This is a genomic window from Streptomyces neyagawaensis (genome assembly GCF_023516595.1).
In the GTDB taxonomy this organism is placed as follows: Bacteria; Actinomycetota; Actinomycetes; order Streptomycetales; family Streptomycetaceae; genus Streptomyces; species Streptomyces neyagawaensis.
In genome coordinates, this window is record NZ_JAMGBG010000019.1 from 71,618 (window position 1) to 85,347 (window position 13,730).

At 66.3% G+C, this 13,730-nt stretch carries 11 protein-coding genes; 9 read left to right on the forward strand and 2 right to left on the reverse strand.

All coding sequences use genetic code 11. The features are described 5' to 3' along the window. The first annotated feature begins 17 nt into the window (after positions 1–17). Both M8J73_RS10435 and M8J73_RS10440 read left to right on the forward strand, forming a co-directional pair. A complete protein-coding gene (locus tag M8J73_RS10435; protein WP_055537593.1) occupies positions 18–896 on the forward strand; it encodes a hypothetical protein in 879 nt (292 codons plus the stop codon). A gap of 4 nt (positions 897–900) precedes the next feature. Next, positions 901–1,059 (forward strand): hypothetical protein, encoded by a 159-nt coding sequence (locus M8J73_RS10440; protein ID WP_157873070.1) that lies wholly within the window; start codon positions 901–903, stop codon positions 1,057–1,059. 207 nt (positions 1,060–1,266) lie between these two features. On the opposite strand, the gene M8J73_RS10445 is transcribed toward M8J73_RS10440, so the two are convergent. Further along, positions 1,267–1,653 carry a hypothetical protein gene (locus tag M8J73_RS10445; protein WP_240501084.1) on the reverse strand — a complete coding sequence of 129 codons (387 nt, stop codon included), beginning with the start codon at positions 1,651–1,653 and terminating at the stop codon, positions 1,267–1,269. Between the two features lie 20 nt (positions 1,654–1,673). Then, positions 1,674–3,344: a sodium:solute symporter family protein gene (locus M8J73_RS10450; RefSeq protein WP_055537594.1), complete on the reverse strand. Its 1,671-nt coding sequence runs from the start codon at positions 3,342–3,344 to the stop codon at positions 1,674–1,676. A 237-nt stretch (positions 3,345–3,581) separates the two neighbouring features. Between M8J73_RS10450 and galT the strand changes: the two genes are divergently transcribed. The 7 genes from galT (at position 3,582) to M8J73_RS10485 (ending at position 13,687) form a co-directional block, all read left to right on the forward strand. Further along, positions 3,582–4,643 (forward strand): galactose-1-phosphate uridylyltransferase, encoded by a 1,062-nt coding sequence (gene galT, locus M8J73_RS10455; protein ID WP_055537595.1) that lies wholly within the window; start codon positions 3,582–3,584, stop codon positions 4,641–4,643. After that, positions 4,640–5,602, forward strand: coding sequence for a UDP-glucose 4-epimerase GalE (gene galE / locus M8J73_RS10460; protein ID WP_055537596.1), 963 nt, complete (start codon positions 4,640–4,642; stop codon positions 5,600–5,602). The genes galT and galE overlap by 4 nt, the downstream gene beginning before the upstream one ends. Before the next feature lie 185 nt (positions 5,603–5,787). Then, positions 5,788–7,008 carry a galactokinase gene (gene galK / locus M8J73_RS10465; RefSeq protein ID WP_240501085.1) on the forward strand — a complete coding sequence of 407 codons (1,221 nt, stop codon included), beginning with the start codon at positions 5,788–5,790 and terminating at the stop codon, positions 7,006–7,008. 272 nt (positions 7,009–7,280) lie between these two features. Beyond that, positions 7,281–7,817 carry a DUF2563 family protein gene (locus M8J73_RS10470; RefSeq protein ID WP_240501086.1) on the forward strand — a complete coding sequence of 179 codons (537 nt, stop codon included), beginning with the start codon at positions 7,281–7,283 and terminating at the stop codon, positions 7,815–7,817. A gap of 1,541 nt (positions 7,818–9,358) precedes the next feature. Continuing rightward, the gene (gene mycP, locus M8J73_RS10475) at positions 9,359–10,726 is read left to right on the forward strand and encodes a type VII secretion-associated serine protease mycosin (protein WP_079054708.1); all 1,368 of its coding nucleotides are present in this window, start codon (positions 9,359–9,361) and stop codon (positions 10,724–10,726) included. A gap of 188 nt (positions 10,727–10,914) precedes the next feature. Continuing rightward, complete coding sequence (locus M8J73_RS10480; RefSeq protein ID WP_055537598.1) at positions 10,915–11,391, forward strand: hypothetical protein; 477 nt, start codon at positions 10,915–10,917, stop codon at positions 11,389–11,391. Positions 11,392–11,401: 10 nt separating this feature from the next. Beyond that, complete coding sequence (locus M8J73_RS10485; protein ID WP_055537599.1) at positions 11,402–13,687, forward strand: hypothetical protein; 2,286 nt, start codon at positions 11,402–11,404, stop codon at positions 13,685–13,687. Positions 13,688–13,730 lie beyond the last annotated feature (43 nt).

Here is a 13,730-nt window from a genome sequence, read left to right on the forward strand (position 1 = left end):
GAAAGGAGGGAGAACCGATGGTCAGCTCGTCGCACGAGGTACTGCATCAGATCTGTCAGAAGGACACCGAAGGGATGATCCGCAGCTTCCGGAGGCTATTCCACGTGCCGTTTCCGGAGCCGCGCGTGATCTCCGTGGTCAATACGGATCTGACCGAGATCGCTCCGGTCGAGCGCAGGGTGGACAGCCTCGTACGCGTGGACACCGACGAGGGTGACTTCCTATTGGTTCTGGAATCGCAGGGGAAGAGGGACGAGAGGAAGCGGGGCAGCTGGCCGTACTACCTCTCGTACCTCCACGAGAAATACGGCTGCCAGCCGGTGCTGATCGTCATGACGCAGAGCCGCTCCACGGCCCGGTGGGCCGCCCAGCCCATCCGCTTGGGCCTGCCGAGCTGGTCCTCGCTGGTCGTGAGGCCGCTCGTCCTGGGGCCGGAAAACGTCCCCGTGGTGGCCGACGAGGCGGAGGTCGCACGGGACGTCACCCTCGCCGTGTTCTCGGCGATCACGCATGGTAGAGGCCCGGACGCCGCTGCGATACTGGAACCGCTCGCGGCGGTTCTGGAGACCGTGAACCCGGAGACTGCGTCTGTGTTCGCGGAACTCGTCGAGTCAGGCCTGGTGGACGACCAGGCGAAGAAGGTGTGGAGGGAGCTGATGATGACGGTGAACTACTTCTTCAAGAACCCGGTCGCCGTGAAGCTGCGCGAGGAGGGTCGCGTGGAGGAGCGGATCGCGAGCATCCTGCGCACCCTCGACCGGCGTCACCTCGACGTACCCGACTCCGTCAGGCGGAAGGTACGCAACTGCACCGACCCCGACCTGCTCCAGGTCTGGGCGGACCGCGCCTACGACGTCACGGACGCGGCCGACCTCTTCGACAGTGACGAAACCTGACCCGTTGAGCAAGGAGTCCGGGACCGACCGGGCCCGGTGGAAGCTGCCCCCGTACATCTGGCATCCCTCGGTGCGACGAGCGTGTCTGGAGGCCGCAGAGCAGGCCTGGACCGAGGGCTACATGGAGGGCGTCGAACAGAGGCGGCTGCAACGCCTGGTCTGAGACTTCTGTACAGGCGGGGGATCGAGGTGCCATCCGCGGTGCAGAGCAGAGTCCTGGGAACCACCGACATGGACCAACTCAAGATCCTTCGAGCCCGCGCCTATGAAGTGACCGACCCGGCCGACCTTTTCGCCCCCGAGTGACGTAGGAGGGCCTAAGCGGCTCCGGCCCTCTTCCCTCCCCCTCCCGCCACTCGCAGGCCTGCTCCTACTGCTCCATGCGCTCCGCATGCTCCGCCGGCCGAATCGGCCGCAGCCACAGCCACGCCAAGAAGAACACCCCCAACGCGAGCATGCCGAGGCCCGTCCACAGGTTGATGTTGATTCCCTCCGCCTTGTCGATCTCGGCGTCGGACGCGGTGATGCCCGCGAGGGTGACGATGACGCCGTAGACCACGAAGAGGCCGCCGATGATGCGGCGGATGTCGAAGAGGCGGGCCGCCGTGGTGGACCTGCCCTCCAGTTCGGTGACCTCGCGCTGGACGTCGCGCTCGGAGTACCCGGAGCGGGCGGCGTGATCGGGGTGCTCCCGCCCGCCGTGCCCGGCGTCGTCGTGGCGTCCGGAGTGCTCAGGAGGCTCGGGGAAGTCGGACATCGGTATCGGTCCTCCGGTCGTCAGAACGAGAACGGGATGTAACAGGCGGCGGCCAGCACGATCGCGCCCCAGCCGAGCAGCGCCGGCCGGCGGTACCACGCGTCGTCGCCCTCGGCCGGCGGCTCCTCCATGCCGGGGGAGCGCGTCCCGTACACCAGCCCCTGGAGGTCCTCCTCCGGCTTCGGCGCGGTGAAGAGGGACACCGCGACCATCACCACCGCGCCCGCCACGAACCCGGCGATCGCGGAGACGAAGTTGGCGCCCTGGTCGGTGGGGATGTCGAGGACGTCCCGCTTGTAGAGGACGAAGTAGTTGATCATCGCGGCCGTCGTCCCGGCGAGCAGCCCCCAGAAGCCGGACTTCATCGACGCGCGCCGCCAGAACATGCCGATGATGAAGACGACGAACATCGGCACGTTGAAGAAGGAGAACAGCGTCTGGAGGTAGCTCATGATGTTGGAGAAGGACGACGCGAGGAACGCCGTCCCGATCGACGCGAGCACCCCGATCGCCGTGATGAACCGCCCGAAGCGGACGTAGTACTCGTCCTCGCGGTCCCGGACCGCGTACTTCGCCCAGATGTCGTTGGTGAACACGGTGTTGAAGGACGACACATTGGCCGCCATGCCCGCCATGAACGCGGCGAGGAGCCCGGTGACGGCGATACCGAGGACGCCGTTCGGGAGCAGGTCCTGCATCAGGTACGGGATCGCGTCGTTGTACTGGTAGCCCGACTCGTCCGTGCCGAACCCCGGTACGAGGACGGCGGCAACCAGCCCCGGGATCATCACCAGGAACACGATGAAGATCTTCGGATAGGCGGCGATGAGAGGGGTGCGCTGGGCCGCCGACAGGTTCTTCGCGGACAGCGCGCGCTGCACCTCGGCGAAGTTCGTCGTCCAGTAGCCGAAGGAGAGGACGAACCCGAGGCCGAGGACGATCGTCAGCCAGTTCGCGCCGAGCGGGTTGTCGTTGCCGATGCCGGTGCCGTCCCAGGCGGTGACGAAGTCCGGGCCCTTGCTCGCCGTCAGCGAGTCGGACAGACCGTCCCAGCCGCCGACCTTCTTCAGACCGAGCACGGTGATCGGGATGAGCGCCGCGAGGATCACGAAGAACTGGAGGACCTCGTTGTAGATCGCCGAGGAGAGGCCGCCCAGGGTGATGTACGCGAGCACGAAGAACCCGGCCACCACGATCGACACCCACTCCGGCCAGCCCAGCAGCGCCTCGACGACGATGGCGAGGGCGTACAGGTTCACCCCGGCGATCAGGATCGCGGCGAAGGCGAACAGGATCGAGCTGAGCAGATGCGCGCCCCGGTCGAAGCGCAGCAGCAGGAACTCGGGGACCGAGCGGACCTTGCTGCCGTAGTAGAAGGGCATCATCACCAGGCCCAGGAAGACCATGGCCGGGATGGCGCCGATCCAGTACCAGTGCGTGGTGTAGACGCCGTACTGCGCGCTGTTCGCGGCCATGCCGAGGATCTCGGTGGCGCCCAGGTTGGCCGCGATGAACGCGAGCCCCGTCACCCAGGCGGGCAGGGAACGCCCGGAGAGGAAGAAGTCGAGGCTCGTCCGTACCGACCGCCGGGCGGCGAACCCGATGCCGAGGACCACGACGAAGTAGACGGCCAGGATCGTGTAGTCGAGCCAGTCGGTGTGGAGCCGTAGCTCGGCGGCGAGATTCTGCATGCGCGGCTCACTTCGTTCGGTGACTTCGGATGGATGACGGCAGCGGGGCAGGGGGCAGGGGAGCCGGATGACACGAGTGGTGCCATCGGTTGGTGTTCTGGTGATCTTTGTTTAATTGTGATGGTGACGCGCTTGGGGACTTGTGCTTTGATGTGTTCGGTTCTGTTTGGTGAGCTCGATGTCGTGATGGCTTGATCGCTTGATCGCTCGATTGCGGGTACGGATGGGGAGTCCGGCGTGAAGAAGACCTCGACCCGGCTGGCCGACGGTCGTGAGCTGATCTACTACGACCTGCGCGACGACACCGTGCGCGACGCGGTGGACAAGCGCCCCCTGGAACGCACCGTCACCACTTCGGAGGTACGCAGGGACCCGCTGCTCGGCGACTCCGTCGCGATCGCCTCGCACCGGCAGGGCCGCACCTACCACCCGCCGGCCGACGAATGCCCCCTGTGCCCCTCCCAGGGCGACCGGCTCAGCGAGATCCCCGACTCCTCGTACGACGTCGTCGTGTTCGAGAACCGCTTCCCGTCACTGGCCGGCGACTCCGGCCGCTGCGAGGTCGTCTGCTTCACCTCGGACCACAACGCGTCCTTCGCCGACCTCACCGAGGAGCAGGCCCGCCTCGTCCTGGAGGCCTGGACCGACCGCACCGCGGAGCTGTCGCATCTCCCCTCCGTCGAGCAGGTCTTCTGCTTCGAGAACCGGGGCGCGGAGATCGGCGTGACCCTCGGCCACCCCCACGGGCAGATCTACGCCTACCCCTTCACCACCCCCCGCACCGCCCTGATGCTGCGCTCGCTCGCCGCCCACAAGGACGCCACCGGCGGGGAGAACCTCTTCGACGCCGTACTGGAGAGCGAACTCGCCGGCGACCGGATCGTCCTCCAGACCGAGCACTGGGTGGCGTTCGTGCCGTACGCGGCGCACTGGCCGTACGAGATCCACCTCTACCCCCGCCGCCGCGTGCCGGACCTCCTGGCGCTCGACGAGGACGCGCGTACAGAGTTCTCCCAGGTCTATCTGGAACTCTTGAGGCGCTTCGACCGGATCTTCGGCGAAGGTGAACCGCCCACGCCGTACATCGCCGCCTGGCACCAGGCACCGTTCGGCGCGCTGGAGGACTTCGAGGGCGTCAACCGCGACGACTTCGCACTCCACCTCGAGCTTTTCACCATCCGCCGCACCTCCGGCAAGCTGAAGTTTCTCGCGGGTTCCGAATCCGGCATGAACGTGTTCATCAACGACGTGCCGCCGGAGCGCGCGGCCGAGCGACTGCGAGAGGTAGCGAGTTCATGAGCGGCAAGTACCTGGTCACGGGCGGTGCGGGATACGTCGGCAGCGTGGTCGCCCAGCATCTGCTGGAGGCGGGCCACGAGGTCGTCGTCCTCGACAACCTCTCCACGGGCTTCCGCGAGGGCGTACCGGCGGGCGCGTCCTTCATCGAGGGCGACATCCGGGACGCCGCGAAGTGGCTGGACGCGTCCTTCGACGCGGTGCTCCACTTCGCCGCGTTCTCACAGGTCGGCGAGTCCGCCGTGAAGCCCGAGAAGTACTGGGACAACAACGTCGGCGGCACCATGGCGCTGCTCGGCGCGATGCGCGAGGCGGGCGTGCGCACGCTCGTCTTCTCCTCGACCGCCGCCACCTACGGCGAGCCCGAGACCACCCCGATCGTGGAGTCCGCGCCGACCCGTCCGACCAGCCCCTACGGCGCGTCCAAGCTCGCCGTCGACCACATGATCACCGGTGAGGCGGCCGCCCACGGCCTGGGCGCGGTGTCGCTGCGCTACTTCAACGTGGCCGGCGCCTACGGCTCCTGCGGCGAGCGCCACGACCCCGAGTCCCATCTGATCCCGCTGGTCCTCCAGGTCGCGCAGGGCCGCCGCGAGGCGATCTCCGTCTTCGGCGACGACTACCCGACGCCCGACGGCACCTGCGTCCGCGACTACATCCACGTCGCGGACCTCGCCGAGGCGCACCTGCTGGCGCTGGACGCCGCGGTGGCCGGCGAGCACCTCATCTGCAACCTGGGCAACGGCAACGGCTTCTCCGTCCGCGAGGTCATCGAGACGGTCCGCGAGGTCACGGGCCACCCCATCCCCGAGGTCGTCGCCCCCCGCCGCGCCGGCGACCCGGCGATCCTGGTCGCCTCCGCGGCCACGGCACGCGACCGCCTCGGCTGGAACCCGTCCCGGGCGGACCTCGCGGGGATCGTGGCGGACGCGTGGGAGTTCGCGCGGCGACAGGCCGGGTGAGGTCGTCCCCGGTCGTGTACGCGTGAGGTCGTCCCCGGTGTTTCACGGGTCAGGGCGTCGGCCGGTGAGGGCGTCGGCCGGGGTGGTGTGGGCCGGGGTGCCGGTCGGTAGGTTCGGCCGGTGTCGCGGTCGGTAGGTTCGGCCGGATCGTCGGCCGGTGGGCAAGGAAAGGTGAGGGTCAGGGCATGAGCGAGGCCGTAGAGGGCGAGGCCGTGGAGGTCGGAGCCGTGGAGTCCGGGTCCGTGGAGTCCGGGGCCGAGGTCGCTGTCGCCGAGCGGTTCGAGGAGCTGTACGGGACGGCGCCGGACGGGGTGTGGGCGGCGCCGGGACGGGTCAACCTCATCGGCGAGCACACCGACTACAACGACGGCTTCGTCATGCCCTTCGCCCTCCCGCACACCACCGTCGCCGCGGTCTCCCGCCGCACGGACGGCGTGCTGCGCCTGCACTCCTCCGACGTGGACGGCGGTGTGGTCGAGCTGACGCTGGACGGTCTCGCCCCCGAGTCGGACCGCGGCTGGACGGCGTACCCGGCGGGCGTCGTCTGGGCGCTGCGCGAGGCAGGCCACGCGGTGACCGGCGCGGACGTGCACCTGACGTCGACGGTCCCGACGGGCGCCGGCCTGTCCTCGTCGGCCGCGCTGGAGGTCGTGGTGGCCCTCGCCCTCAACGACCTCTTCGACCTCGGCCTGAAGGGCTGGCAGCTGGCCCGACTGTGCCAGCGCGCGGAGAACGTCTACGTGGGCGCGCCCACCGGCATCATGGACCAGACGGCGTCGGCGTGCTGCGAGCAGGGCCACGCCCTGTTCCTCGACACCCGAGACCTCTCCCAGAAGCAGATCCCCTTCGACCTGGCGGCCCGGGGCATGCAACTGCTGGTCGTCGACACCCAGGTCAAGCACTCCCACAGCGAGGGCGAGTACGGCAAGCGCCGCGCCGGCTGCGAGAAGGGCGCGGCCCTGCTGGGCGTGGACGCCCTGCGGGACGTGGCATACGACGACCTCGACGCGGCACTGGAGCGCCTCGGCGACGAGGAGGAGGTCCGCCGCCTGGTCCGCCACATCGTCACGGAGAACCACCGGGTGGAACAGGTGGTCGCGCTGCTGGAGGCGGGCGAGACACGGGCGATCGGCCCCGTCCTGATCGAGGGCCACGCGTCACTGCGCGACGACTTCCGCATCTCGTGCCCCGAGCTGGACCTGGTCGTCGACACGGCGATCGCGGCGGGCGCGCTGGGCGCGAGGATGACGGGCGGCGGCTTCGGCGGCTCGGCGATCGTCCTGGTCGAGTCGGCGGACGCGGACACGGTCACGAAGGCGATCCAGGAGGCGTTCGCCGCAGCGGACTTCACGACCCCGAGGGTGTTCGTGGCGGTTCCGTCGGCGGGGGCGCGGCGGGTGTCCTGACCCAGACCTCCGTGGGCGACCTCTGTGGGCCGCGCCCAGCCGGCGACGTACCGCTTCACGTACACCGTCGGAGGGGCGCGGCCTCGCGCATGTGTTTCCCGCATTTCACCCGCGAACGCTCGCTGACATCCCCAGCACGATCGCTGACCGCCGTCTCCGCGCCCCACACCTGAGTACGAACCCGCATGCGCTCCGCTCGCCCTGGACGCCACACTGTCACAGCAAATGGCTAAAGTGGTCGATGAGTTGCCAGTGCTACGGGAAGGGCAGTGATGGCGGACGGGGGTTCGACGGGCGGCGCGACGGGCCCCTCGTGGGTGTCGGGCATCTTCGACACCGCGCGCGACGCGGCCGCGGACGTGGCCACGGAACTGTCGTCGTTCACGGCGTTCCAGAAGCGCGTCGACCAGTTGATCACCGACCTCAAGGACTCGGACGCGGGCCCCGGCAAGGTGGGCCAGGAGCCGCTGGCCCGGGCCCAGTTCGGCGGCGGCAACGGTGAGTGGGCGCAGGCGGCGGGCCTGTTCACCGCGTACGAGACGGTCATCACGGAGCTCGAGAACCTCTCCAAGCTGCTCTCCGACTCGATGGAGGGCATGGGCATCGCGGTCATGGCGTCCCACAAGGGCTACCAGAACATCGACCTCGACATCCGCGACCGCATGGCCACGATCAGCGCGGAGACGACGGAACACTACGGCGGCGCGTACGACCCCGCCCTGCCGACGGCACCCGGAGAGACGGGGAGCGGGCCCCAGACCGAACCTCAGACACCGACGGACGGCGGCGACGCGGGAGGCACGATCTGATGCCCGGCGGCAACCCTTTCGAAGACATGAGCCACGAGCGCATGTTGCAGTGGCTGGACCAGGCGAACAGCGGAACGGTACAGGCGGCCGCGGACCGCCTGGCCAAGGCGGCGGAAGAGATCCACAAGATCGCGGAGGAACTGAAGATCCGCCCACAGTGGGTCGAGTGGAAGGGCGAGGGAGCGAACGCGTTCCGCACGTGGACCGCCGACCTAGCCAACTCCACAATCCGCCTGGGCGACTTCAGCGAAAGCTCAGCGAAGTGGCTGGCCCAGGCGTCGAGCGCGATCGCCCGAGCCCAGGCGACGATCCCCCGAGACACGAAGGCCGCCGAGGCCAACAGCGTCGCGGCGACGTCGGCCCCGAACGACCCGGACGCGGACGCAGTCTCCACCAAGTCGGCGGCGGAACTGGCGGCCCTGGCGGAAAGCAAGGAGAAGGTCCGCCAGGAGGCGGCGGCCGAGATGATCAAGCTGGGACAGGCGTACGAGTTCTCGGCGGTACAGCTGAACGCGCTGGAGAGGCCTAAGTTTCCGCCGCCGCCGGACGCGGTTCTGCCAGACGACTCGAGCTATGAAAGCGTTGACCTCCAGCGTCCGGGTAATTCGGCGCAGGGCATCCCGTCACGTGGCGATGTTGACTTTCAGGGAGCAGGTAGAAACAGAGCTATCGCATCTGACGCCTCTGACCTGCGCCCCCCGCTTGACGGCGCCTCTTCACAGCGTGTCGTACACATGGAAGAGGAGCCTCCGACCCGGATGGGTCTCGACTCGGTGGAGACCCTGCTGCCGGACAAGCAGACTCCGACAGGCCCCGTTAGTGGTCCTTCCGACGCGGGACGGGCGGAAGGGAACAGAACCAGTCCACATACCGGTTGGATGCCGCCGGTGCCTGGCAGGGACGGCGCCACCAGCGGGGGCCCGCCGGCGCATAGGCGGTCAGTGACCGGACGTATGCCGCAGATGCCCGGCCAGTCCGTGCCTTCTACGAATCCTGTCAGGAGTTCTGGCGGGACTGGCATCATCGGCGGCCGTTCGGTCACTCCCCCCTCGGTGGGGCAGCCAAGAGTAATTCACCGTGGAACGGTAGTGGGGGCACCTAGCCCTACCGGTCGTCCTCCGATGGGCACGGCCATGGGTCCGACAGCTCCTGTGGGGCGAGCGGTCAGCCAGCCGGGGCAGGCGCCCCCTGGTCGTCTCCCGTCGCCAAATGGTGGTGCCATGGGGAATAGCCCGCAGAGGACTGGCCGTGCGGTTCCGGGTCATGCTGCTTCGGATGGGGCTGCCGAAACCGCTGCAACCTCCAGTGGTAGGACGAGAAGCGGCGTCGTGGGTGGTGTGCCTGTACCAGAGCGGCCTGGAGAGAGCAGAAGCATTGGTGCTCCCCAAGGGTCCCGGTCAACCTTCTCAAGAAATGTGGGTACGAGGAGCGTGCGGCCAATCCGTTCGCCCCAGGACGAAGATAGTGCTCGACGGAGCAATGGGCGTACCGTCCCACCGGTCATCGACTGACGCGCATCCAGGAGCGGAGACAGCAAACTCATGTCCACCACCAGCCCGCGACACGGGTGTCTGCGTGCTGCGGCGTCGGCGATACTCAGCCTGTTGATGGTGGGCGTCGCAGGAGCACCAGCCCATGCCACGTCAATCCGTGAGCAACAGTGGTTCCTTGATGCCATGAAGGCTGATCAGATGTGGCAGATCAGCACAGGGAAGGGAATCACAGTTGCCGTCATTGATACCGGAGTAGACCCAGACAATCCTGACCTCAGAGGTCGGGTGCTTGATGGTAAGGACTTTGCGCCCTCAAGTCGCGCTGGCGACGAGCATACGGACTATGACGGCCACGGTACCGGAATGGCTGGGCTCATCGCTGGTACCGGTGCGCTTGAGGGCGGAAACGGCGCGTTCGGGCTTGCCCCTAGTGCCGACATTCTCCCTGTCCGGATGCCTGATGCTGACGATGTCAGTCCCTTTGAAGTTTCTGCGTACTTCAGCAAGGGCATCCGATACGCGGTCGATTCAAAAGCTCAGATCATCAACGTATCGATGAGTGGCGGCATCAGCAGCCCGGAGTTGATCGAGACGGTCCGCTATGCCGTTGACAAGGGTTCGTTGGTCTTCGCATCGATGGGCAACGACGCAGAGACGACGCGCAGCGTCAACCCATTGGCCGCCACGCCTGGTGTCGTGGCCGTAGGGGCGGTAGGTAGGGACCTCCGACGAGCACCCATGTCTCAGTACGGTCCCGAGGTGGACATATCTGCCCCAGGCGTAGACATGGTCCACGCCTGCGGCGGAAAGACGGGCCTCTGCAAAACCAGCGGCACCAGCGACGCCACAGCCATCGCCTCCGCCAGCGCTGCCCTCATCTGGTCCAAGCACCCCAACTGGACCAACAACCAAGTCCTCCGGGTCATGCTCAACACCATCGGCGCCCCCACCGACGGCGCCAAGCGCAATGACTCCATCGGCTACGGAATTGTCCGCCCCCGCATTGCCCTGCAGAAGCCAGGAGACCCCGGCCCCGCCGACAAGTACCCGCTTCCCGACCTCGAGGCCGCGGTGGCCTCCGCGTCGCCGTCTCCCGAGCCGTCGGCAACTGACGCTGCCGATAGACCGGCCAGGGACGGGAACACTGAGAAGGCGGCAGGCAAGTCGGAGGACGGCACCCTCGTGTGGGTCGTGCTGGGCGCCGCCGCCGTAGCCGTACTCGGCGGAGCCATGGGGGCGCTCACCATCACCCGTAGACGCCGCGTGCAGCAGGAGGCCGGTAACCCACCGGCGCCGCATCACACACCTGGGGGACAACCCCCGTACGCCGCACCGCAGCATCCAGCTCCTCCGTACCGCCCTCCCCACTCCCAGAGCAGTAGCGTCCCTCCTCCACAAGGACCTGGCCATGGCTGAGCGAGCCTCGAGGACCTACAACGGTCCCTATCGCGCAAAACGCTGCGTGCCTACGTGAAGTGAGCGTTATAGGACCGGCTGAGACCGGTGGGAAGCGCTTGTTGGTAGCGTGATTTGGCTCTGATGATGGCCGTCGGCAGCCACGAGCGGCGGATGCGTGACGGGAACGACGAGAAGGGCTCGAGCTGGTGGCCTGGGATGAGTGGGAGCGGCTTAAGAGCGACGCCGCCCAGAAGACCTCGACGAACATGCAGCTCAACCAGAGCGCCGCGAGCGGAGGCGGCGGAGGCGTCGACGGTGACCTCGTGGTGAACCAGGACGACCTGGGCGCTGTGGGCCACGAGGCTTTCGTTCTCCACGGCGACCTGCAGAAGGCCGCCGACATTGCCGGCGCCGGTGCGAACAAGGAGGGCGCCGGTTCCACGATGCAGGCCGCCGCCGCCCTCAAATCCCACGGATTCGCCACCGGCGGCGTTCTGGAGACAACGGTCGAGATGTGGACGTCCCAGGTCAGGTCCATTCTCCAGGCCTGTGCGCACATTTCCAACCATCTGGACTTCAGCAAGAAGCTGCATGCCCAGGACGACGCGAAGATCGCGGCTGCGCTCCGTGGCCGTGACGGTTCGGCCGTTTCCGCATCGGAACTCGACAAGTACTTCAAGTAGGAGTGGCCCGGTGGCTTTCGCGTATACGGACCTGATCGAGGTCGACCTCGGCAAGCTGGGCACGGCGGTCTCCGACTGGAAGCACACGGTCGACGGCCTCAAGGCGGCGGCGGAGGACGCCCGCAGGGGCATGAAGGCCAAGTCGGATGCTGCCCGGTGGGCCGGGGTGAACGCCTCGGTGACGCGGCAGTTCGTCACGAAGACGGCGAAGGAGATTGGCGACCTCCACTCCGAGGCAGACAGCATCTACCAGGTTCTCGACGACGCGCACATCGAGTTGACGTCGCTCCAGAAGCAGCTCAGGACCGCGGTTCATGTGGATGCCAAAAACCTTGGGGTCCGAGTCCAGGACAGTGGTGGCGGAGAAGTCCGCTGTTACTTCGCTCACATCCGGGGCGACACAGATGAGCGGACCCAAGAGCAGCTCGACGCCAAGCAGGAGCTGGAGGACCGGATCAACCGGCTGCTCGGACACGCCTCGGAGATCGACTCCTCTGTAGCACGGGCTCTGCGCAAGAGCCACGGCAACGACCCGCACAATGCCGGGCACAGTTCGTACGGCTCCCTCGACGAAGCACAGGCAGAGCGTGCTTCGGAGCTGGCGAAGCATGGTCCGGAGATGACGGACAAGCAGTTCACTGAACTGAACTCCATCATGAAGTACAACGCGAAGGACTCTGACTTTTCGACGGCCTTCTACAGGTCCCTCGGTGGCCCCAAGGATGCCCTGGAGTTCTACGGTCGTATGGCGCTGGACGGTACAGCTGGAAAGGACGAGAATCGGCTCACCCTGACGAAGCAGTTCCAGCACAACATGGGTATGGCCCTGGCCTCGGCAACGGATCCCGACAACAAGTCACATCTCCCGTCCAGCTGGGCGAATGAATTCCGCCGTTTGGGTACCCAGCCGGTCGAACTCCAGCCGGGGGCGCCTCAGTCACCCTATGGATATCAGATCCTGGGCGGCCTCCTTCGGCATGGTAAATATGACGCCAGATTCATCAATCCCATTGCAGAGCACGTGGTGCAGTTGCACCACAAAGATCCTTACCGCTTCGTCTCCAACAGGCCACATTCGTACGACCTCGACTTGGGCTTCAATCCTTCAGGAAAGAATGGAGCTGGATACGATCCGCTGACCAGCGTCCTGGAGGGTCTCGCACACAGCCCGGAAGCTGCCACCAAGTTCTTCAACGACCAGAATCCCACGGTCTACAACGAAGATGGGACTGTAAACAAGAAGGCACAACTCGACTACACCTACTTTGATGAACTGACCAAGAAGGATTTCGAGTGGCCTGCGGACACTCTCTCTCATCCTGGTAGCGACGAGGCAGCGAAGGCCCGCAACTTCGGCCCGGACGCCCTCGGGCACGCCCTCGAGTCGGCGACGACGGGGCGCCCGTACGGCGCCGAGACTCAGGGCCTGCACAGGGACGAGCAGACGGCCGAGGTCATGAAGAAAGTCATCGGCCGCTACAACGTCACGAATGAGGACGCCCCCCCGGATGTCATGAAGGACAGTCTGGCCCGCATGGGTGCCGCCTACATCGACGACCTCAACTACTCCACTTATAATTTCGGCGGCTCTGGCGATGCCCTGGGCCGGGACGAGATTTTTGCCCACAGTAGCGACGGAAGCATGCGCACTGATTTTAATCGGACGGAGAGTGTGAATTTCCTGATGCTTGTGGCGCGTGATGAAGAGGGATACAGCGCTTTGTCTGCCGCGCAGGACGCGTATATGGCGAGTGGACTTTCCGCTCATGAGGGTGACAAGGATGCTGGCGTCACATTCGCAAGAAACGCTGCGGAAGTGCGCGGAGTGATTGATGCCTCCCGGGAGTTCGAGATCCGCTCCGGCTTCCAGGACATCGAGGGCGATGAGAATTTGAAGAACGAGCAAGAGGCGGAATGGCGTAAGTTCGCCGTCGGCGGTTCGATCGGTGCTGTTGTCGGGGTGGGCTCGGCACTTCTGCTCGGACCTGCGGCCGGTGCGGCTGCCTCCATTGCGGTGCCTTTGGTTATGGAGACCGCTGGTGGCGCAGTGAGTACTGCTTATGGAAATCACACACTGGAGTACTTGCAGGGCAATGAATGGAACAATGACGTCGATGCGTTGATTTCCACTCAGGGAGTTCGCGAGTTCGGTGAGCGAAGAGTGTGGATGCCTGCTCAGAATTATGCCAACATTACGGGTATGCCCCAAGCGGAGATGCGAGAATTCGGTTTCGGCGTTTCGGATTCCTACGGAAATGGTCGACTTTTGGTCGGGGATCTGGAAAAGGTGAGCTGAGTGAGAAAAGGTGTGTTTGCTCGGCTTGGGCAATACTGTTCCG